Here is a 20,780-nt window from a genome sequence, read left to right on the forward strand (position 1 = left end):
CTCCATGCAGGAACAGTTCTTCAGCGTCACTCATGCCACGCCGGTCAATGTGATCCCCATGCCGGCCGACTTCCACCTCCCCTCGCTGGAGGAGCTGGACGCTGAGCTGCCGGAGCCCTTTCGGATCTCTTCGGCCATTACCTCCATCGATCTGGTGACTACTCGCCTGCTGCGCAACCAGAACGAGTCGATGCACGATCTGATCGAGATCGTCAATCAGCAGTCCCGCAAGATCGACATGATCATGGGCTATGTGCTCTCCCTGCAAGACCATCCGGAGCAGCGCTTTCACACCCTGCGCTTCGGGGCTGGTCAACTCACCTACCTGCACCCCTATCATGGTCACGGGGATGCGCCGCACCTGCACCAGATCGTGCGTCTCAAGATCTTCCTGCGGGAAGAGGCGGCCGCCATCTACTGCTATGGCCAGGTCAAACAGCTCGACGGCAGTGAACATGGCACCCATGTGCAGCTCGACTATGTGCGGATCCGCGAAGATGACCGTGAACTGCTGGTTCGTGCCAGCCTCCACGTGCAATCGAAACAGCTCAAACTGCGCGCCCAAGAACGTCAGCGCTAACCAGAGCGAACGTCAGCGATAGATAACGTCAACGTTAAAAGAATCGAACCATGCCAATGATACTCCCCGCCTTGCCCGCCAAAGCGGGCCAAAAGATCACGCTCGGCCAGCTGGTCGGCAGCAGCCTCTCGCTGATTGCAGCCCGTCTCACCAGTGAAGCCAAGGGGCCGGTACTGCTTATCACTGCCGATACCCCGAGCGCCCTGCGACTGGAGCAGGAGTTGCAGTATTTGCTGGCAGACAAGCAGCTAGCCGAGCAGCCCGCGCCGGTATTGCTGTTCCCCGATTGGGAGACCCTGCCCTACGACACCTTCTCTCCCCATCAGGACATCATCTCCCAGCGGCTCGAGACTCTCTACAAGCTGCCGCAGATGAGCAAGGGGGTATTGATTGTCCCCATCTCCACCCTGATGTTGCGCTGCGCCCCCCGGGTCTATCTCGACAAATACAGCCTGATGGTGAAGGCCGGTCAGCGCCTCAACCTGCAACAGCTGCGCGGGCGGCTGGCCGAGGCGGGTTACGTGGCGGTGGATCAGGTGCTGGAACATGGCGAATTTGCCGCTCGCGGCTCCCTGCTCGATCTCTTCCCCATGGGCAGTAGCAGCCCCTATCGCATCGACTTCTTCGACGATGAAGTGGACTCCATCCGCCCATTCGATCCCGAAACCCAGCGCTCCAGCGAACCGGTCAAGACGGTCAGCCTGCTGCCCGCCAGGGAATACCCTACCGACGAGGCGGCCATCGAACTGTTTCGCGGCCAGTTCCGCGAGCAGTTCGAGCTGTCGCGGGCCGAGGGTTCCGTCTATCAGGAGGTGAGCAAGGGACGCTGGCCCGCCGGCATCGAGTATTATCTGCCGCTCTTCTTCAACCAGACCGCCAGCCTGTTTGACTACCTGCCGGAAGAGACCCTGCTGCTCACTGTGGGGGACATCTACCCCGCCGCCCAGCGCTTCTGGAACGATATCGGCCAGCGCTATGAAGACAGACGCTGGGACAACACTCGCCCCCTGCTACCCCCGGCCCAGCTCTATCTGCCGGTGGAGCAGCTCTTTGCCTCTCTGGGCCAATATGGCGCTGTGCGGCTGCAAGAGGCCGCCACCGCCGGTGATGCCGGTCAGCACGATCTGCCCATCTCCGCGCTGCCCGATCTGCAACTCGATCACAGCAAGGAGCAACCCCTGCTGGCGCTCAACCAGTTCCTCCAAGGTTTTGCCGGGCGCACCCTGTTTGCGGTGGAATCCGAAGGGCGACGGGAGGTGCTCGGCGATCTGCTGGCGCGTATCTCGCTGCAACCCAAAGAGTTCCCCTCCCTCGACGCCTTTATGGCGAGCCCGGATCGCCACGGCCTCTTGGTTGCACCGCTTGAACGTGGCTTCCTGTGGCAGGAGGTCGGTCAGGATCCACTGGCGCTGATCACCGAGACCGAACTGCTGGGCGGCAAAGTGCGCAGCAAGCGGGCGCGGGAGAAGAGCAAAAACTTAAGCTCCGATGCGGTGATCAGAAACCTGGGCGAGCTGACCCAGGGTCAGCCGGTGGTCCATCTGGATCACGGGGTCGGCCGCTATCTGGGACTGGAAACCATCGATGCCGGTGGCCTGCCCACCGAGTTTTTGACCCTCGAATATGCCGGCGGCGACAAGCTGTTCGTGCCGGTTACCAGTTTGCACCTTATCAGCCGCTACACCGGCTCTGATAACCCGCCCAGCCACAAGCTCGGCGGCGAAGCCTGGAGCAAGGCGCGGCGCAAGGCGGCGGAGAAGGTGCGCGACGTGGCAGCCGAGTTGCTGGATGTCTACGCTCATCGCGCCGCTCGCGCCGGTTTTGCCTTCAAGCACGACAAAGAGGCCTATCGCCAGTTTGCCGCCAGCTTCCCGTTCGAGGAGACCGACGATCAGCTCAACGCCATCAATGCGGTGCTGGGGGACATGTGCCAAGCCAAGAGCATGGATAGACTGGTGTGTGGCGATGTGGGTTTCGGCAAGACCGAAGTGGCGATGCGGGCGGCGTTTGTGGCCGTCCACGGCGGCAAGCAGGTTGCCGTGCTGGTGCCCACCACCCTGCTGGCGCAACAGCACTACGACAACTTCCGCGACCGCTTTGCCAACTGGCCGGTGCGGGTCGAGGTGCTGAGCCGCTTCCGCTCCGCCAAGGAGCAGAGCGCTGTGATGAAAGAGCTGGCCGAAGGCAAGGTGGATATCATCATCGGCACCCACAAGCTGCTCGGCTCCGAGCTCACTTTCAAGGATCTGGGCCTGCTCATCGTCGATGAGGAGCACAGATTCGGGGTGCGCCAGAAGGAGAAGATCAAGGCGCTGCGGGCCGATGTGGATATCCTCACTCTCACCGCTACCCCCATTCCGCGCACCCTCAACATGGCGATGTCCGGCATGCGGGATCTATCCATCATCGCTACCCCGCCTGCCAAGCGACTCGCCATCAAGACCTTCGTGCGCCAGCACGAACCGGCTGTGGTGCGCGAGGCGGTGCTGCGTGAACTCAAACGTGGCGGCCAGGTCTACTACCTGCACAACGACGTGGAGAGTATCGAGAAGTGCGCCGCCGACCTGGCGGAGCTGGTGCCAGAGGCCCGCATCGGCATCGCCCACGGCCAGATGCGCGAGCGCGACCTTGAGCGGATCATGTCCGACTTCTACCACCAGCGCTTCAACCTGCTGGTTTGTACCACCATCATCGAGACCGGCATCGACGTGCCGAGCGCCAACACCATCATCATGGATCGGGCGGATCATCTCGGTCTGGCCCAGCTGCACCAGCTGCGGGGCCGGGTTGGCCGCTCCCACCATCAGGCCTATGCCTACCTGCTCACCCCCCATCCCAAGCTGATGACCAAGGATGCGGCCAAGCGGCTGGAGGCGATCGCCTCGCTTGAAGATCTCGGCGCCGGTTTTGCGCTGGCGACCCACGATCTGGAGATCCGTGGCGCGGGCGAACTGCTCGGCGACGATCAGAGCGGCCAGATCGAATCGGTCGGCTTCACCCTCTACATGGAGATGCTGGAGCAGGCGGTCGAGGCACTGAAAAATGGCAAGGAGCCCTCGCTGGAGCAGCTGATGAGCCAGCACACCGAGGTGGAACTGCGCCTGCCTGCACTGCTGCCGGATGACTATATTCCGGACGTCAACATGCGCCTCTCCATGTACAAGCGGATCGCCAGTGCGGCGGACGAGCAGGAGCTGCGCGAGCTGAAAGTGGAGCTGATCGACCGCTTCGGCCTCTTGCCGGAGGCGACCAAAACCCTGCTGGAGCTGGCCGCTTTCCGCCAGCGCGCCACCGCCCTTGGCATTCGCCGGGTGGAGATGAGCGAGCGCGGCGGCTATCTCGACTTCACCCAGGAGACCAAGGTCAATCCGGCCTATCTGGTCAAGCTGCTCTCCAGCCAGCCACGGGTCTACAAGATGGACGGGCCGACCCGGCTGCGCTTCCAGGTGTCGACCCAGGATCGCGCCATGCGCCTGAAACTGGTAGATGGTTTGCTGGCTGATCTGGCCAGCAACAGCCTGTGAGTCTCTGCAGCGCTGGCGTCGAGCCAGAGAGATAACGCCAACTAAAACGGGAGCCATATCGGCTCCCGTTTTTTATTTGCTATCTGACTACTGCGTACGTTCAGCCTTGGTTAGCTGGATCCTCATGGGCGGAGAACTCGCGCATAAAGGCCTCGGCCCGCTCCACCATCTTGGTCGAGCCAACAAAGTAAGGGGTGCGCTGGTGCAGCGCAGTGGGTTGGATATCCATGATACGGCCAAAACCGTCGGAGGCCTTGCCACCAGCCTGCTCCACCAGAAACGCCATCGGGTTGCACTCATAGAGCAGGCGCAGCTTGCCGTTCGGCGAGTTGGTGCCGGACGGATAGATGTAGATGCCGCCCTTGAGCAGGTTGCGATGGAAATCGGAAACCAGGGAGCCGATATAGCGGGAGGTGTAGGGTCTGTGGGTCGCTTCGTCGCGCTCCTGACAATATTTCAGGTACTTCTTCACCCCGTCCGGGAACTTGATGTAGTTGCCCTCGTTGATGGAGTAGATCTTGCCCTCTTCCGGAATGCGGATGTTCTCGTGGGAGAGGCAGAAGCAGCCGATGGAGGGGTCGTAGGTAAAGCCGTTGACACCAAAGCCGGTGGTGTAGACCAGCATGGTGGAAGAACCGTAGACCACATAACCGGCGGCGACCTGACGGTTGCCCGGCTGCAGGAAGTCCTCCAGGGTCACCGGCGAACCCTGCGGGCTCAAACGTCGGTAGATGGAGAAGATGGTCCCGACCGAGACGTTGACGTCGATATTGGAAGAGCCATCGAGCGGGTCGATCAGCACCACATACTTGGAGTTTTTGGAGAGTGGCGAGTCAAAGGCCACGAAGTCCTCTTCCTCTTCCGAGGCCATGCCGCACACCTCGCCGCGCGCTTCCAGCGCCGCCTTGAAGCGTTCGTTGGCATAAACATCCAGCTTCTGCTGCACCTCGCCCTGTACGTTTTCAGCGCCCATGGAACCGATGATATCCGCCAGTCCCGCCTTGTTGATCTCCCGGTTCACCACCTTGGCAGCAAGGCGGATCGAGCTGAGCAACGAGGTCAGCTCGCCAGTCGCGGTAGGATAATCCGCCTGCTTTTTGACGATGAACTCACCCATGGTGATCATGTTTCGCATTTTTGTTCCTTTAGATCGCATCCGTTGGCGTTGAAAACGTTTGCAGGTATCGGCAAAAAAAATGCCGATCACCGGCGGCCTTGATTTGTAACCTAATGTAACGTCTGTTTTTTGTTTTTGCAGCGAATTAAGCGGCCTATTAAATAGGCTATTTCGCCTCATGTTATGGTAAAAGGCGCGTTTTATTCGGTTTCAATCGATAACTTTCGGCCTCTTAATTCGTGGCAATAACCTGTGGCAAGCCATGAGCTGACTGGCCTTGAGTCATTAAAGATGGAGTCTGATGGGCCTGCTCATCCTTCAGCCATTGCCTCTTGAGATCCGATCGCCAATCCAGCACACTGATTTCGCTTTGGAAGCAAATAAAACTCAAGGATTATCAATGAACAAGACTCTCATTGCCGGCATGGTAGCCGGACTGTTTGCCCTTCCCGCCTGGGCTGCCCAGGTGCCTGCCGGTACCAAGCTGCTGCCGGATGCCCAACAAATCTACGTGACCAATATTGGCACCGAGCCCACCACCATCGACCCCCAGCTGGTGGAAGAGAGTGCCGGTAGCGAGATCGTCAACGATCTGTTTGAAGGGCTCTACGTACTGGATAGCAAAGGCAAGACCCAGCCCGCTGGCGCTGTCAGCTACGAGGTCGACAAAACCGGGACCGTCTACACCTTCAAGCTGAGGCCCGAGGCCAAATGGTCTAACGGTGAACCGGTCACCGCCGCCGATTATGTCTACGGCTGGCAACGGGCCGCCGATCCCAAGACCGCCTCCAACTACGCCTGGTTTATCGAGTTGACCGGTGTGGTTAATGCTGGCGAGGTGATCCAGGGCAAGAAGAGCCCGTCAGAGCTCGGGATTAAGGCGCTCGATGACCACACCCTGCAGGTAACCCTGAAAAATCCGGTCCCCTTCTTCCTGAAGATGCTGGCCCACTACACCACGTTCCCGGCCCCCAAGGCCACCATTGAAAAATTTGGTAAGGATTGGGTCAAACCGGACAATATCGTCTCCAACGGTGCCTTTGTACTCAAGGAGTGGACCCCCAACGAACGGCTGAGTGCCGAGCGCAATACCCACTACTGGGACAACCAGCACACCGTCCTGAATAAGGTGGTCTATCTGGAAATTGTCTCCGAAACCGCCGCTTACAACCGCTACCGCACCGGCGAGCTGCACTACACCACCTACCCGCTGGAGCAGTACAAGCACATCAAGAGCCAGAGCCCGCAAGATCTGGTCAGCGCCCCCATGCTCGCCACCTATTACTATGTGTTCAACGTGAACCGCAAACCGTTCGATGATCCGAAAGTGCGCAAGGCGCTCTCGCTGGCCCTCGACCGGGAGACCATCACCGACAAGATCCTGGGACAAGGGCAACTGCCCGCCTTCAGCCTGACCCCACCGAGTGTCGATGGTTTTGACCTGAAAAAACCGGCCAGTCAGCAGCAGAGCAAAGAGGAGCGGATCAAGCAGGCCAAAGCGCTGTTGGCCGAAGCGGGTTATGGCCCGGACAAACCGCTCAGCGTGGATATCCTCTACAACACCAACGAGAGCCACAAGAAAATCGCCTTAGCCGTCTCCTCCATGTGGAAACACAACCTGGGGGTCACCGCCACCCTCAACAACATGGAGTGGAAAACCATGGTCTCGGCACTAAACGAGGGGGATTTCGGGGTGAGTCGCTACTCCTGGAACGGGGACTATAACGATGCCTCCACCTTCCTCGATATCCTGACCTCCAGCAGCAGTGCCAACAGCGGCAAGTGGTTCAACAAGGAGTACGATGCCCTGCTGGCCAAGGCTCACGACTCGCAGGATGCAGCCGAGCGCAATCAGCTCTACCAGCAGGCAGAAGCACTGATCGAGGCTGACGCTCCTATCGCGCCGCTCTACTTCTACGTCAAATCGCGACTGCTCAAGCCATTCGTCAAGGGTTATCCCTATGAGAGCCCGCAAGACATCGTCTATAGCCGGGACCTCTATCTGGTCGCCCAGTAACCTGTCTGGCGCTGCTTGATCATATAAAAAGCGCCTGCATTGCTGCAGGCGCTTTTCATTGGCAGCCAAGCGGGCTATTGGGTCTACTTACACCTTCACGCAAGATTACTCTTCGGGACAGGGTGCCAGCACCACCCGGCGGCGGCCCATCACCACCGGACGCACCAGCAGCTGTGCCAGCAAAACCCCCAGCAGGGTCAGACCGCCCCCGATCAGGTGATAGCTGGTCAGCCGCTCCCCCAGCAGGGTGATGGCAAGGCCAGCCGTCATCACCGGCAGCAGGTTCATAAAGATAGCGGTACGGTTGGCGCCGAGCAGGGCGATACCCTGCATCCAGAGCCAGGGCGAGAGCGCCGAAGTGGGGATACCGGCATAGAGGATCAGCCACAGGGCCCGCCCATCCGGCCACTGGCCATCCACCAGCAAAAAGAAGGGGGTCAGGATCACCACACTGCAGATCACCTGACCGTAGAGCAACGACCAGTTGTCGAGCCCCAGATCCCACTTCTTGAGCAGCACGCTGTAAAGGGCATAAGTACCGGCGGAAATCAGCATATAGACAGAGCCGATATGAATGCCTTGGGTAAACAACCGGGTCGGATCCCCCTGCCCCAGCAAGATAGACAAGCCAAGGATGGAAAGCAGCGCCCCCAGCACGGCGCCCCAGGTGGGCCGCTCACGCAGCAGCCAGATACTGAACAGCACGGTCAGCAGCGGCGTCAGTCCCATCATCAACCCCATCTCGGTGGCTCCCAGGGTTTGCGCCGCGTAGTAACCAAAAGTCTGGTTGAGCACCATGCCCAGCGAGGCCAGCATGGCGATCTGCCAAAGGCCAGCGCGCAGACGGGCACGCGCACGCCATACCCGACGGGCCAGAAACGGGCTTAATACCAGCGCAGCCACCACCCAGCGCGACCAGGCCAAGGCTGCAGGGGACAACACACCAACCGCCAGTTTGCTGACGATGCCATTGCCAGCCCAGATGGCAATGCAGGAGAAGGGAAACAGAAAGGCAAGGGGCATGAGAGGATCCAGACCGAAGAGACAACAGCGGGCCAGTATAGGGGGCTATGGGAGAGAAACAAAGGTGTGGGCCTGAACAGCCACATGGTGAACGCCAGTAGCCAGAAACAAATATGCCCGCAAAAGTGCGGGCATATCAGTGCAGAAACAGGTTCAGAAGCGCATCACGCGGCATCCATGTGCAGTCTTGAGATCAGCTCGTTGACCTCGGTGACTGTCTGGCGGTGGGGAATATCCGCCGGATTCGGCATCAGCAACAAACCGGATTGGAAATCAAACCGCCCCCGACCATGGATGTAAATCCGACCTTTAAAGAAGGTTTTGACATGCTTTGCCACCATCAGTGGTAGGTACTTCTTGAACACTCTCATCGTTTGCAACCTCTTGCAGTTGTATCCGTATGACAGCAGCTTCTGCGAATTAATTCCGTAAATTATTTATAAAAATCCGGAAAACTCGCCCATCTCTTCCCAAAAAATTCAATCTATAACTTTTTATTAACTTTTAGCCTATTGTATGCGGCCCTTCGAGCCAGAGCAAGGCTCCTTTGCCATCGTGCCACTCGATACAAGCGATCCCCGAGGTGGCGAACATGGGTGCTCCTGCTGCCGGGCAGAGGCTTTGCACCAGATAACCCACCAGCGGCAGATGGCTGACCATCAGGATCTGGTCATGTTGCTGCGCCAAAGTGGTGAGGTAGCTGGCCACGAAAGCGGGATCACCGTAAGGGGTAATGTCGCCACTCTCTTCAACGGCTGCTGCGTCAGGTAATTCACTGCATATGGCTTGCCAGGTCTGGCGTGCCCGCAGATAGTTGCTGTGGATCACCCGATCCAGCGGGCCAATCAGCTGAGGCGCCAGCCAGCGGGCCATCTGGATAGACTCTTCAATACCCTGCTCGGTCAATGGACGCTGTTCATCTGTTTTCGCATTCATGCCAGCCTGGCCATGACGCATGATATAGATCTTCATTACAACCTCGCCCAACGGGCCTGTTTTGATAGCCGGGGGATCTTACCCCGCCACGGGTGTGGAAACAATTGCGCTACCTCTCAGAAAAGGGTTTGCCTGACGGGATAGCGGGGTCGATAATCATGTTTAAATTCAAATAAATCCAACGTGAGTCACACGCCAATGAGCCCATATGCCAGTCCCAATGACCATCGGCAATACCATTTTCTGGAGCTGGCCAACCGGCTCAGGGTCTTGTTGATTTGTGATCCCGACACCGACAAATCCGCCGCCTCACTGGCGGTCAATACCGGCCATTTTGACGATCCCGCCGACCGGCAGGGAATGGCCCATTTTCTGGAGCACATGCTGTTTCTCGGCACCTGCACCTACCCCAAGCCTGGTGAGTACCAGCAATTTATGAGCCGTCATGGCGGCAGCAACAACGCCTGGACCGGTACCGAGTTCACCAACTTCTTCTTCGAGATCGACAACGGCTTCTTCGAAGCAGGGCTGGATCGCTTCTCCCAGTTTTTTATCTGCCCCACGTTTGATCCGGAGTGGGTGGACAAGGAGCGCAACGCGGTCGACTCCGAGTATCGCCTCAAGCTGCAGGACGACATGCGCCGCAGCTATCAGGTGCATAAAGAGACGGTCAACCCGGCGCACCCCTTCTCCAAGTTCTCGGTGGGCAACCTCGATACCCTGGCCGATCTGCCGGGACGGGATCTGCGCTCCGACCTTATCCGTTTTTACGAAAGCCACTACAGCGCGGATCGCATGGCGCTGGTGATGATCTCGCCGGAATCCATCGATACCCAGTTGCAGTGGTGCTGTCGCTACTTTGCTCCCATTTTGAATCGCAATTTGGGAACCCCGACCCTCACCATGCCGCTTTACCGGCTCGATGATCTCGGCGTGCGCATCCACATCAATCCGGTCAAGGAGACCCGCAAGCTGTCGCTCTGCTTCCCCTTGCCCAATGTGGACGAGTTTTACGACAAAAAGCCCCTCACCTTCCTGAGCCATCTGATTGGTTATGAGGGGGATGGCAGCCTGCTCTCCCTGCTCAAGGCGAAAGGCTGGGTCAACCAGCTCTCGGCGGGCGGTGGCATCAGCGGCGCCAACTTCAAGGATTTTGGCGTCAACTTCGGCCTCACCCCGCTCGGCCTTGAACATGTGGATGACATCCTCGCCGCCCTGTTTGGCTATCTGAAACTGATTGGCCGCGAAGGGCTGCAGAGCTGGCGCTACGACGAAAAACGGACCGTACTCGAGTCGGCATTCCGTTTTCAGGAGCGCGGCCGCCCCCTCGATACGGTGTCGGGGCTGGTGCTCAACCTCTTTAGCTACAAACCTGAGGATCTGCTCTACGGCGACTACATGATGCGCGAATATGACGAGCCGCTGATCCGCCGCTTCCTCGCCAAGCTCACCCCGCACAATCTGCGTATCACCATCACTGCGCCGGAAGTGGCGACCGATCGGCTGGCCCGCTGGTATCAGACCCCCTACAGCGTGGCGACCATTACCGAGGCCGAGAAAATTCGCTGGCAGCAGAGCGAACCGGATCCGGCGCTGGCGCTACCCAAGCCCAACCCCTTTATCAGCAGTAGGCTCGATCCGCGCACGCCCGAGCTTGCCGCCGACATGCCCGCCTGTCTTATCGATCGCCCCGGTTTTCGCCTCTGGCACCTCCATGAGCACCTGTTCAGCGTGCCCAAGGGCAATCTCTACATCTCCATCGACAGCGAACATGCGGTAAAAAATCCGCGCAATATCGCCATGGCGCGCCTCGCCGTGGAGCTGTTGGCCGACCACCTCAACGCCCTCACCTATCCGGCGGAGCTGGCGGGGCTGGGCTACCAGATCTATGCCCATCAGGGGGGCTTTACCATCAACCTGAGCGGCTTTGCCGACAAGCAGCCGCTGTTGCTCGACATGATCCTCGGCAACCGCACCCTGGGGTATCCGGATCCGGGTCGCTTCGCCGAGATCAAGGAGCAGCTCATTCGCAACTGGGACAACCAGTCCAAGGCGCGCCCCATCTCCCAGCTCTTTAACCAGCTCACCAGCCTGTTGCAACCCAACAACCCGCCGTTCGAGCAGTTGCTGCGTCACCTGCGCACGGTAGAGCTGGAGGAGATGCCCGGCTTCGTGGCCCAGCTGTTTGGCGAGGTGCATGTCGAGGCGCTGGTGCACGGCGACTGGACTGCCGCCGAAGCGCTGGAGCTGGCCGCCCTGATGGAGCGCCACCTGAGCGATATCAATGGCACCAGCAGCAAGCCGAGCGGCGAGACCCGTCGTCCGCTCATCTCCATTCAGGACAGGGGCACCCTTATTCGCGAGCAGGGTTGCGATCACGAAGACTCGGCACTGCTGGTCTACTACCAGTCCCGCACCACCCGGGCGCGGGATCTCGCCTGCTTCACTCTGGCGAACCACATCATGTCCTCCACCTTCTTCCACGAGCTGCGCACCCGCCAGCAACTGGGGTATGTGGTGGGCGCCGGCAACCTGCCCCTCAATCGCCATCCGGGCCTGATCTTCTATATCCAGTCGCCGGTGGCAGGGCCGCAGATCCTGCTCGATGCGGTGGAGGAGTTTATCGACCTCTTCCCGCTCGCCATGCTCGAATTTACCGAGCAGCAGTGGCAGGAGAGCAAGGCGGGGCTGCAAGCCCAGCTGAGCGAGCGGGATGCCAATCTGCGCAGTCGCGGCCAGCGGTTGTGGGTCAGTATTGGCAACAAGGACCTGGGGTTCGATCAGCGGGAACGAGTCTGCGATGAGGTGGGCAAGTTGAGTCGCGCCGATCTGGTGCGCTTTATCACCCAGCTGCGCTCGCGCACCTCCGATCGGCTGATCCTCTGCAGCTATGGTCAGGGGCACGAACATGACGAGCGGATCACCGGCCAGTTTATCGACGATCCACGGGCATTTCGGCTCAATGCCGCCACCTTCGAGGCCTGATCAGGCCTCGACATCCCCCATTTTTCCTGCCCTCGGCAAATCACAGACAATAAAAAGCCGACCCATCAGGGTCGGCTGGAAAAACCATAACAATTGCGACCAAAGCCGCCAAAAGTGAACATGAGCGTGAAAATCAGACACTGAGTTGCTGATCAGCAAGCGGGAAAGACCCGATACTCGCTTTGCAATGCCAACAGTGATTGAGAAACAGCCTCATATTAGGCACTCCCCCCGCCAGTCACGTTGATCTACGTCAAAGGAGGTAGCGAAGAGCGCACAGCCCGATGATTTGTCGGCGCAGATCACCCTTTGGCCGCCCGTTAGCTGTCCGTTAGCCACGGCGAACCAGCCGGTAGGCCACCTCATCGAAGTAGGAGAGCTGGCCCGACAACACCCGCGGGTGATCCACCTCGGCGGCGCGCCCCAGCACCTCGATGCGAAAATCCCGTTCAAACAGCGCCCGCACCTCCATCTCCCCCACCGAGAAGGGGGGCTGACTCTGCTGCTCCGGCTGATATTCGAGGGTCACCAGCAGGATCTGGCCACCGGTCTCGACCAGTGAACTGATCAGGGCTGCATACTGGCGGCGCATCGCGGTCGGCAGGGCGATCAGCGCCGCGCGATCATAGACCAGCCGGTAATGGCGACCCAGACTCGGGGCGGCGAAAAAATCCCCCTGAAAAATGCGCAGGCTGTCCACCTGATGGCACAGATAAGGGCCCACTTCGCTCACGGTCGCGGCGAGCTGGTTTTCACTGAAGAACTGGCTGACGGCAAGGCTCGATAGCTCGAAACCGTCGACCGGATGACCCTGAGCGCTCAGCCAGAGCATGTCGCGGGACTTGCCGCACAGGGGAACCAGCACCGGCTCGTCCGCTTGCTGGGCTGACCACCAGGATTGCAGCCAGTGGTTGAAGTCCGCCTGATGAAAGCCAATCCGGTTCTCTTCCCAACGCTGATGCCAAAACGCAGCTTCCATCGTTATTACCCTTCTGTACTAAAGATGCCTCAATATCACAACTTAACCGACACCGCGCAACCCTCTCCCCTCCCATTTTTGCCGCGCAGTCCCAGTGTTTTTACGGATGAATGACAGGAGTTCCCCTTGCCCTGCATCTCGCTGTCACAATGGGCGCTATTGGCTGTGCTTATGACGGGCAGAGGTATACCAACCCATGCAAAAACGTCATGGGTGTATGGCGATGAATGAATAAAAGGAATGACGTTGGCAGGCCAAAATGTGCCTGCCAACGCCAGAAAGATCACGACAGTGTGGCGCGAGCGGCCGCCAGCTGACGCTCGATATAAGCAAAATCGGGACGATCGGCAGGGAGTTCCGAGAGGCAGGCCGCTTTGAGCTGATGCAACCCACCAAGCGGTGAGTCTTGCGTATCGCAATGGGCCAGCAGCTCCTCCAGCAGGCAGCCAAAGGCGCGCACTTCCAACCGCTCAAGGCCCACGGCCCGCTCGCGGTCGCTGCGCTCATACAAAGAGGCCGCACCAAAATCCCCCAGCAGAGCGCGAGCCGGTGCGTCAGAACCACGGGCAAACAGAATATTGTGGCCGTAGAGATCCCCGTGCATGATGCCCGCGCGGTGCAGATGGCCTGCCACCGAGGCGATGCCGTGGGCCATCGCCAGCGCATCTGGCACACTCAGGCGCAGCCCCTCGGGATAAACATCCCGGGTGCAGGAGTCCAGGCTCGGCGGCCCGGCCAGATTGGCAAAGGCCGGGTCGATCAGCTCCATCACCAGCGCCGGAATGCCGGAGGGGTGATCCGCCACCTTGCCTATCACCTTGATAAGGTTGGGATGAGTGCCCGCCGCCAGCGACGCCGCCATCTCGCAGCGAGGCAGCCCGTCGCTGGTCACCGCCCCCTTGAACAGCTTGACCGCCACCTGACTTACATCGCCTCTATCGCTCGCCCGAGTGACTTCATCAGCAGGATTACCCACAAGGGTGGCGCGATGGATAACGCCGGATGCTCCCTGCCCCAGCAGCTCGCCCAGCGCCAGCGTCTCCCAGGCAAGGGGTTCGACATGGACATCATCGATGGCCCGCGCCTCCGCCCCTTCGCTAAAGGGGTTGCCGGAGTAGGCGAGCCATGAAAGGCGCGGCAGCGAGAGCAGCCACTCGGGGAAGCGCTCGATGCGGTTGGCGGCGATACGCAGCAGCTCCAGATTGCGGCAGTTGGCAAGACTTGCGGGCAGCTCGCGCAGGCGGTTGCCTGCCAGCATCAGCTTTTGCAGGGCGTCGTACTGGCCCAACTCATCAGGCAGGTGCTCAATTGCGTTATCGGTCAGGATCAGCCAGCGCAAACCGGCGGGCAGCGCTTTGGCCGAGACGGTAGCAATCCGGTTGGCCTTAAAACCCACCATGGTGAGCGCCGGACAGCGTCCCAACACCTCGGGCAGCTCGGTAAAGCGGTTCTCGGAGCAGAAGATGATGCGCAGTTTGCCAAACCCGGCCAGCTCGTCAGGGAGCGTGCTTAGCTGGTTGCCGGTGAGATCCAGCACCTCCAGCGTCTCTTTCAGGCTCAAAATCTCGTGGGGGAAAACCGCAAGGTTTTCAGAGAGCTTCAGATGGCGGGCACCGCACAGTTCACCTGCGCGCAGCTGTTCCAGAGTATGCATAACCGTTTCTCAATCCTGATGATCTGCCTGATGACGTAGCCAGCCATCAGCGCGCGCCGAACCCGGGTCCGGCGATTTTAAAGGGGGGGCATTATAAAGAATTCGGGGCTCAGTTCTCCCCTTTTGTTGCCACGAAGGCCTGTATCGACATGTAGCAAAGCGAGTTGGAGAGAAAGAGAGCAAGATTCGGGTCGTTCCGGCAAGGAGTGGTTGCCATAGTGGGGGCCAAACCCAAGTCGGTTGGAACCTATTGGGGTTCCAATCCACGGCCAACTTTGTGCGCCTCTTAATCTGGCGCACAACACACCTGCGAGGGAACTGCCATGTCATTACTGTTCAACAAGGTCGCCATCATCACCGGCGCCAGCTCCGGCATAGGCCGCGCCAGCGCCATCCTGTTTGCCCGCGAAGGGGCCAGCGTCGTCGTCGGCGCCCGCCGCCAGCCCGAACTGGATCTACTGGTGGAGGAGATCCGCCACGAGGGGGGCCAGGCGGTGAGTCTGGCGGGAGATGTGAAAAGCGAGAGTTACGCCCGCGATCTGGTGGAGCTCGCGCTAACCCGTTTCGGCGGGCTTGATATCGCCTTCAACAACGCAGGTACCACAGGCACGCCGTGCAGCGTAGAGCAGCTTGAGCTGACGCAGTGGCAGGAAATTCTGGATACCAACCTCACCAGCGCCTTTGTGGGAGCCAAGTACCAGATCCCCGCCATGCAGGCTCGCGGCGGTGGCTCGCTTCTTTTTACCTCTACCTTTGTCGGCCATACCCTGGGGCTGCCCGGTATGGCGGCCTATGCGGCGAGCAAGGCGGGCCTGCTTGGTCTGACCAGGGTGCTGGCTGCCGAATATGGGGCACAAGGGGTGCGGGTCAACGCCCTGCTGCCGGGGGGCACCGACACTCCCATGGGGCGGGCTTTTGCCAATACGCCAGAGAGCCTCGCCTTTGTGCAGAATATGCATGCCCTCAAACGGCTGGCCCAACCGGAGGAGATCGCCCGCTCGGCCCTCTATCTCGCGTCCGATGCATCCAGTTTTACCACCGGCATTGCCTTGCTGGCCGATGGTGGGGTATCAATTTGTCGCACATGACCTTGTCGCCCCCAAGATCCTGCGAACGAAACCTTATCGTGAGAGCGCCTTATGTCTGATTACGCCCGCATCGCCGATGCCATCCGTTTTATCGCAAGTCAGGTGGAGCGCCAGCCCACTCTGGACGAGATAGCGGCGCACGTTCACTTAAGCCCCTTTCACTTCCAGCGGCTGTTCAGCCGCTGGGCCGGAGTGACGCCCAAACGCTATCTGCAGGTGCTGACCCTGGAGCGGGCCAAGGCGCTGTTGCAGGAGTCGCGCCCGCTGCTTGAGGTGGCCGATACCCTGGGCCTTAGCAGCGGCTCGCGGCTCTACGATCACTTTGTGCAGCTCGAAGCGGTGACGCCGGGCGAGTACAAACAGCGCGGGGCCGGGCTGGTTATCGATCACGGGGTGCACGACACTCCCTTCGGTCAGGCATTCGTCGCCCTGACCCAGCGGGGAGTGTGCAACTTTTCGTTTCTCGATGACCAGACCCCAGAGACGCCGCTGGCCGCCCTCGCCCACAGCTGGCCTGCGGCAAGGCTGCAAGAAGCGCCATCACGCACCCAAGGGGTCATCAACACCATGTTTGATGGCAGCAAGGCGCCGGATCGCCCCATCTCCTTGCACGTGAGCGGCACCAACTTTCAGATCAGCGTCTGGCGGGCGCTGCTGCAGATCCCGCCCGCCAAGGTGGTGAGCTACGCCCAGGTGGCGAACGCCGTCGGCAACCCCAAAGCCGCCCGCGCCGTGGGGCTGGCGGTGGGCGCTAACCCCGTCGCCTTGATGATCCCCTGTCACCGGGTCATCCAGCAAAACGGCAAACTCGGCGGCTATCATTGGGGCGAGACCCGCAAACAGGCAATACACGCCTGGGAAGCGGCGAGGTATGAGTGAAGGTGGCCTTTTCTGCTCGCCTGATGGGGGAGAAACAGAACTGCTGGTGGTGAGTCAGCAAACAATCAGACAGCGCCAGACAGCGTACGGCGATATAAAGCAGGGAGATCAGAAGAATCGGGGCGCAGATCGCCCCTTTTGTTGCCTTGGCAAGACATGGTGCCTAGCCACCCCACCCCAGCGGATTTACGAAAAGACGTAGGGTGCAATAAGCGCAGCGCATTGCACCGTTTGCTGAGTATTTCTCATTCAAGGGAGAAGATATTAAATTGGCGGTGCAATTTCATTGCACCCAACAGCATTAGGCTATGGTAATGCTTGGCAAAATTTGAGTAAAGAAACAGAACTTAGTCAAAATTTAGCAGTCTCACTTGAACGGCTTGTTATGTGCCCTTAATACTTGGTAGCTTTTATCAGTGATTCACCATTTCCTTTTGTAATATCGAGAATTTCACAAGTTATACGATAAAACTTGGGTAAAATACCAGGAACATTTTTATATGCACCATGATCATTCAGCGACCTTATATCAGGAAACTCACCCCAACGGTTTTTGTTGGTTATATATTTATTGGCCTCTTTTTGACTTTTAAAGCCTTGAATATTATAAATATTCATATAACTTTTTATTTGTTCTATTTCATTGTTAGACAAACTATATTTATTTGCGATATCAGTGTAATCAAATAGCGCCAGCCGAGATTTAACAGAACTATCATGGCCGTACACTGCCAGCCAATCATCCATAAAATCTGGATCACTAGCGCATCCTCCAAATGCTTCACAAAAATCCTGATAATCACTCATCTAGCTATTCCTACAGCATATTAAAAATATGTACATAACGATTAAGCTAACGGACTATTAAAAGCGAGGCTCTTGGCGATTAGCTATTTGCGAGCAGCAATTGAGCGCATTGTTAGTGCCTACTCGGGCTTCCCTTCTATTGGTTGTGATCGCCAATCTGCGTACTCATGAGCACATGCGGGACATACATGGATGTGGCGGTTCGTCGCCTTTTTAATTAGAGGACGCTTTTTATGCTCAATTTCCCAGCATTTTAGACAGTGCGCAATCCCATGTGGATTTCCTGCTTCGTCCACTTCATAAAATGCGTCGATATGTCGAATTAAAGAATCTTTACTTTGAAAAGCACTCTCCAATTCTTCAATCTTTTTGTCCTTCTGCGCGATCGTTTCATGGATTTCTGCTAATTCCATTTTTACATCAGCTAAAGCACCAACTAAATCTGCTAGTTTTAACTTGAGTTCCGCTTTTTCCAGTGAGAAGTCACTGTCTTTGAGAAAGCGTGCAATGTCGGTAGCAGTTTTAATTCCGTTTAAAGCTGTGGTGATCAATGTCATATCTGGCATGGCTGCCTCCAAAAAGAATAACGTAGATCTAAGGGTACTCCGCCTGCATCGCAGGGCATCCGCCCCTCCAATTTACTGCTTTTGAGCCACGCGAAGTCTCTGTTCTGATTCATTGGTGACTTCAAAGAGGTCATATCCAGACGGATATCCTAGCGAGCAAGACAGATAAGCAAAAGCAGATGATGATAGTTTCCTGAGCAAGATCAACAAATTAATCAATAAGTACAAATACTGGCCACATATCAGCAGTGCCGGAGCATAGATAAAGAAAAGACGCCCTAAGGCGTCTTTCTTTTATCTGGAGTCTGGAGCTAACCGGTTGAGAGCTTTCCCCCTCCCCGCTTTGCCCCGCACCCAATCAAATCGGGGTAATGGAGGTGATATGGGCATCCCCGTCTAGTGATTTGAAGATCTGTACCACGGCTTCGCCATGGATCGGTTTGGCAAGCGGCACTGTGCTCTTGCACTTGAAGCGGTAGTTGGTGCCAGCCACCACCTGGGTGGAGACTTCAAAGGGTACGTACTGCACCCCGACAAATCCTTTCAGCGCCTGATCAAATACCGCCTGATCCTCGGCGGTCAGCTTGTGATATGCGGTCCATCCACCCACCAACACTGCTTGTTCTGACATATCAAACTCTCCGTGCTCTATGATCCCGACTCGTTTGGCCGTTCGGGCTGCGCCCCGTTGATTCAAGTGGTTTCCGGTCTCCACCGGGGTGCCATCACTGCCGGTTGGCACGATAACGATGGGCAAATTTACGCAGCTATCTGCAACTGGATCAGCCCTCCCCCCAGCCACAAGCCGCTGTTGACAGCGGGCTCAATTGGCATGAGAGAGCCTAGTGCGGGATGGCAAAAATGCCCCTGTCACATATGACAGGGGCAAGGTGGCAAAAAAGCTGCTCGAAAAAAAGAAGATGTGTGGCGCAAACGATTGAGAAAAGAAAAGACGCCTCAAGGGCGTCTTTTTGCATTTTTATGCTCGAAGGGCAGAACGGCGCGAGCCGCTTATTCCCATTCGATGGTTGCGGGCGGCTTGCCGGATACGTCGTACACCACGCGGGAGATACCATTGATCTCGTTGATGATGCGGTTCGATACGTGACCGAGGAAGTCGTACGGCAGGTGAGCCCAGTGGGCAGTCATAAAGTCAATGGTTTCGACGGCGCGCAGGGCAATGACCCAGTCATATTTGCGACCATCACCCATCACGCCAACGGAGCGCACCGGCAGGAAGACGGCGAACGCCTGGCTGACCTGGTTGTAGAGGTCGGCTTTGCGCAGCTCTTCGATAAAGACCGCATCGGCGCGGCGCAGAATATCGCAGTACTCTTTCTTCACTTCGCCAAGGACGCGCACGCCCAGACCCGGACCCGGGAACGGGTGACGGTAGAGCATGTCGTAGGGCAGACCCAGCTCCAGACCAACGCGGCGCACTTCATCTTTGAACAGCTCGCGCAGCGGCTCGACCAGACCCATCTTCATCTCTTCCGGCAGGCCGCCGACGTTGTGGTGAGACTTGATGACGTGGGCCTTGCCGGTCTTGCTGGCAGCGGATTCGATAACGTCCGGATAGATGGTGCCTTGCGCCAGCCACTTGGCGTTTTTCAGCTTTTTCGCTTCATCATCAAACACTTCAACGAAGACGCGGCCGATGATCTTGCGCTTGGCTTCCGGCTCGTCAACACCGGCCAGGGCAGAGAGGAAGCGCTCTTCGGCTTCAACCTTGATGATGTTGAGACCAAAGTGGTCACCAAACATCTCCATCACCTGCTCGCCTTCGTTCAGACGCAGCAGACCGTTGTCCACGAAGACGCAGGTCAGGCGATCGCCGATGGCGCGATGTACCAACATGGCGACCACGGAGGAGTCGACACCGCCGGAGAGACCGAGGATCACTTCATCGTCGCCCACCTGCTCGCGGATGCGGGCGACGGCGTCGTCAATGATGGTGGCCGGGGTCCAGAGGCATTCGCAGCCGCAGATGTCTTTGACGAAGTGCTCCAGCATGCGGGCACCCTGACGGGTGTGGGTCACTTCCGGGTGGAACTGCACGCCGTAGAAGCGCTTGGCCTCACACGCCATGGCCGCGTGCGGGCAGGTCGGGGTCTGGGCGATGGTGGTGAAGTCGGCCGGAATGGTAGTGACCTTGTCACCGTGACTCATCCAGACATCCAGCAGGGCATTGCCGTTGTCAGCGATGGCATCTTCGATATTGCGCAAGAGCGCGCTGCTCTTGCCAGCTTCGCCCAGCACTTCCACCTTGGCGTAACCGAATTCACGCTCGGTGGAGGATTGCACCTTGCCACCCAGCTGCTCGGCCATGGTCTGCATGCCGTAGCAGATACCGAACACAGGGACACCGGCGTTGAACACATACTCGGGGGCACGCGGGCTGCCCGCTTCGGTGACGGACTCGGGGCCGCCGGAGAGGATGATGCCGCTCGGATTGAATTCGCGGATCTGCTCTTCGGTTACGTCCCAGGCCCACAGTTCGCAGTAGACGCCGATTTCGCGCACACGGCGGGCGATCAGCTGGGTGTACTGGGAACCGAAGTCGAGGATAAGGATACGGTGCTGGTGAATGTCTTTAGTCATTTTATTCCTGCATCAGGCTGATGT

The 20,780-nt window shown here is 58.3% G+C and carries 16 protein-coding genes; 6 read left to right on the forward strand and 10 right to left on the reverse strand.

What is annotated here, in order from left to right; all coding sequences use genetic code 11:
- The first annotated feature begins 4 nt into the window (after nucleotides 1-4).
- Both OKC43_RS04925 and mfd read left to right on the forward strand, forming a co-directional pair.
- On the forward strand, nucleotides 5-580 hold the full coding sequence (locus tag OKC43_RS04925) for a hypothetical protein (protein WP_064338110.1): 576 nt from the start codon (nucleotides 5-7) through the stop codon (nucleotides 578-580).
- Nucleotides 581-636: 56 nt separating this feature from the next.
- Nucleotides 637-4,104 carry a transcription-repair coupling factor gene (gene mfd, locus OKC43_RS04930; protein WP_236272765.1) on the forward strand — a complete coding sequence of 1,156 codons (3,468 nt, stop codon included), beginning with the start codon at nucleotides 637-639 and terminating at the stop codon, nucleotides 4,102-4,104.
- Between the two features lie 100 nt (nucleotides 4,105-4,204).
- On the opposite strand, the gene fbp is transcribed toward mfd, so the two are convergent.
- Nucleotides 4,205-5,239 (reverse strand): class 1 fructose-bisphosphatase, encoded by a 1,035-nt coding sequence (fbp, locus tag OKC43_RS04935; RefSeq protein WP_005336993.1) that lies wholly within the window; start codon nucleotides 5,237-5,239, stop codon nucleotides 4,205-4,207.
- 382 nt (nucleotides 5,240-5,621) lie between these two features.
- Between fbp and OKC43_RS04940 the strand changes: the two genes are divergently transcribed.
- Nucleotides 5,622-7,238, forward strand: coding sequence for a peptide ABC transporter substrate-binding protein (locus tag OKC43_RS04940; protein ID WP_270658495.1), 1,617 nt, complete (start codon nucleotides 5,622-5,624; stop codon nucleotides 7,236-7,238).
- 105 nt (nucleotides 7,239-7,343) lie between these two features.
- Here the strand turns inward: OKC43_RS04940 and OKC43_RS04945 are convergent, their stop codons facing one another.
- The 3 genes from OKC43_RS04945 to sixA form a co-directional block, all read right to left on the reverse strand.
- Nucleotides 7,344-8,261, reverse strand: coding sequence for a DMT family transporter (locus OKC43_RS04945; protein WP_005336996.1), 918 nt, complete (start codon nucleotides 8,259-8,261; stop codon nucleotides 7,344-7,346).
- A 164-nt stretch (nucleotides 8,262-8,425) separates the two neighbouring features.
- On the reverse strand, nucleotides 8,426-8,632 hold the full coding sequence (locus OKC43_RS04950) for a DUF1107 domain-containing protein (RefSeq protein WP_005336998.1): 207 nt from the start codon (nucleotides 8,630-8,632) through the stop codon (nucleotides 8,426-8,428).
- Between the two features lie 133 nt (nucleotides 8,633-8,765).
- Nucleotides 8,766-9,233 carry a phosphohistidine phosphatase SixA gene (gene sixA, locus OKC43_RS04955; RefSeq protein WP_005351311.1) on the reverse strand — a complete coding sequence of 156 codons (468 nt, stop codon included), beginning with the start codon at nucleotides 9,231-9,233 and terminating at the stop codon, nucleotides 8,766-8,768.
- A gap of 162 nt (nucleotides 9,234-9,395) precedes the next feature.
- Here sixA and OKC43_RS04960 point away from each other — a divergent pair, with 162 nt between their 5' ends.
- Nucleotides 9,396-12,182 carry an insulinase family protein gene (locus tag OKC43_RS04960; RefSeq protein WP_139401690.1) on the forward strand — a complete coding sequence of 929 codons (2,787 nt, stop codon included), beginning with the start codon at nucleotides 9,396-9,398 and terminating at the stop codon, nucleotides 12,180-12,182.
- 331 nt (nucleotides 12,183-12,513) lie between these two features.
- Here the strand turns inward: OKC43_RS04960 and OKC43_RS04965 are convergent, their stop codons facing one another.
- The gene (locus OKC43_RS04965) at nucleotides 12,514-13,161 is read right to left on the reverse strand and encodes a thiopurine S-methyltransferase (protein ID WP_236272762.1); all 648 of its coding nucleotides are present in this window, start codon (nucleotides 13,159-13,161) and stop codon (nucleotides 12,514-12,516) included.
- Nucleotides 13,162-13,444: 283 nt separating this feature from the next.
- Entirely contained in the window at nucleotides 13,445-14,815 is a 1,371-nt protein-coding gene (locus OKC43_RS04970) for a leucine-rich repeat-containing protein kinase family protein (protein ID WP_236272761.1), read from the reverse strand.
- A gap of 323 nt (nucleotides 14,816-15,138) precedes the next feature.
- Here OKC43_RS04970 and OKC43_RS04975 point away from each other — a divergent pair, with 323 nt between their 5' ends.
- Together OKC43_RS04975 and OKC43_RS04980 are read left to right on the forward strand one after the other, a co-directional pair.
- Nucleotides 15,139-15,903, forward strand: coding sequence for an SDR family oxidoreductase (locus OKC43_RS04975; protein WP_236272760.1), 765 nt, complete (start codon nucleotides 15,139-15,141; stop codon nucleotides 15,901-15,903).
- Between the two features lie 51 nt (nucleotides 15,904-15,954).
- Nucleotides 15,955-16,782: a bifunctional transcriptional activator/DNA repair enzyme AdaA gene (locus tag OKC43_RS04980; RefSeq protein ID WP_236272759.1), complete on the forward strand. Its 828-nt coding sequence runs from the start codon at nucleotides 15,955-15,957 to the stop codon at nucleotides 16,780-16,782.
- A gap of 393 nt (nucleotides 16,783-17,175) precedes the next feature.
- Here OKC43_RS04980 and OKC43_RS04985 read toward each other — a convergent pair whose 3' ends face one another.
- From OKC43_RS04985 to guaA, 4 genes are all read right to left on the reverse strand, one after another.
- A complete protein-coding gene (locus OKC43_RS04985; protein ID WP_236272758.1) occupies nucleotides 17,176-17,589 on the reverse strand; it encodes a hypothetical protein in 414 nt (137 codons plus the stop codon).
- A gap of 119 nt (nucleotides 17,590-17,708) precedes the next feature.
- A complete protein-coding gene (locus tag OKC43_RS04990) occupies nucleotides 17,709-18,155 on the reverse strand; it encodes a hypothetical protein (RefSeq protein ID WP_194496296.1) in 447 nt (148 codons plus the stop codon).
- A gap of 358 nt (nucleotides 18,156-18,513) precedes the next feature.
- Complete coding sequence (locus OKC43_RS04995; protein WP_005337011.1) at nucleotides 18,514-18,786, reverse strand: hypothetical protein; 273 nt, start codon at nucleotides 18,784-18,786, stop codon at nucleotides 18,514-18,516.
- Between the two features lie 380 nt (nucleotides 18,787-19,166).
- Nucleotides 19,167-20,756, reverse strand: a complete 1,590-nt coding sequence (gene guaA, locus OKC43_RS05000) for a glutamine-hydrolyzing GMP synthase (RefSeq protein WP_019445882.1) — start codon at nucleotides 20,754-20,756, stop codon at nucleotides 19,167-19,169.
- Between the last annotated feature and the right edge of the window lie 24 nt (nucleotides 20,757-20,780).

The organism is Aeromonas sp. Y289-2, assembly GCF_027705925.1.
Classification (GTDB): domain Bacteria; phylum Pseudomonadota; class Gammaproteobacteria; order Enterobacterales; family Aeromonadaceae; genus Aeromonas; species Aeromonas veronii.

Coding starts and splice junctions, on each gene's coding strand:
- OKC43_RS04925 (WP_064338110.1), top strand. CDS start 5: ATGCAGGAACAGTTCTTCAGCGTCACTCATGCCACGCCGGTCAATGTG.
- mfd (WP_236272765.1), top strand. CDS start 637: ATGATACTCCCCGCCTTGCCCGCCAAAGCGGGCCAAAAGATCACGCTC.
- fbp (WP_005336993.1), bottom strand. CDS start 5,239: ATGCGAAACATGATCACCATGGGTGAGTTCATCGTCAAAAAGCAGGCG.
- OKC43_RS04940 (WP_270658495.1), top strand. CDS start 5,622: ATGAACAAGACTCTCATTGCCGGCATGGTAGCCGGACTGTTTGCCCTT.
- OKC43_RS04945 (WP_005336996.1), bottom strand. CDS start 8,261: ATGCCCCTTGCCTTTCTGTTTCCCTTCTCCTGCATTGCCATCTGGGCT.
- OKC43_RS04950 (WP_005336998.1), bottom strand. CDS start 8,632: ATGAGAGTGTTCAAGAAGTACCTACCACTGATGGTGGCAAAGCATGTC.
- sixA (WP_005351311.1), bottom strand. CDS start 9,233: ATGAAGATCTATATCATGCGTCATGGCCAGGCTGGCATGAATGCGAAA.
- OKC43_RS04960 (WP_139401690.1), top strand. CDS start 9,396: ATGAGCCCATATGCCAGTCCCAATGACCATCGGCAATACCATTTTCTG.
- OKC43_RS04965 (WP_236272762.1), bottom strand. CDS start 13,161: ATGGAAGCTGCGTTTTGGCATCAGCGTTGGGAAGAGAACCGGATTGGC.
- OKC43_RS04970 (WP_236272761.1), bottom strand. CDS start 14,815: ATGCATACTCTGGAACAGCTGCGCGCAGGTGAACTGTGCGGTGCCCGC.
- OKC43_RS04975 (WP_236272760.1), top strand. CDS start 15,139: ATGTCATTACTGTTCAACAAGGTCGCCATCATCACCGGCGCCAGCTCC.
- OKC43_RS04980 (WP_236272759.1), top strand. CDS start 15,955: ATGTCTGATTACGCCCGCATCGCCGATGCCATCCGTTTTATCGCAAGT.
- OKC43_RS04985 (WP_236272758.1), bottom strand. CDS start 17,589: ATGAGTGATTATCAGGATTTTTGTGAAGCATTTGGAGGATGCGCTAGT.
- OKC43_RS04990 (WP_194496296.1), bottom strand. CDS start 18,155: ATGCCAGATATGACATTGATCACCACAGCTTTAAACGGAATTAAAACT.
- OKC43_RS04995 (WP_005337011.1), bottom strand. CDS start 18,786: ATGTCAGAACAAGCAGTGTTGGTGGGTGGATGGACCGCATATCACAAG.
- guaA (WP_019445882.1), bottom strand. CDS start 20,756: ATGACTAAAGACATTCACCAGCACCGTATCCTTATCCTCGACTTCGGT.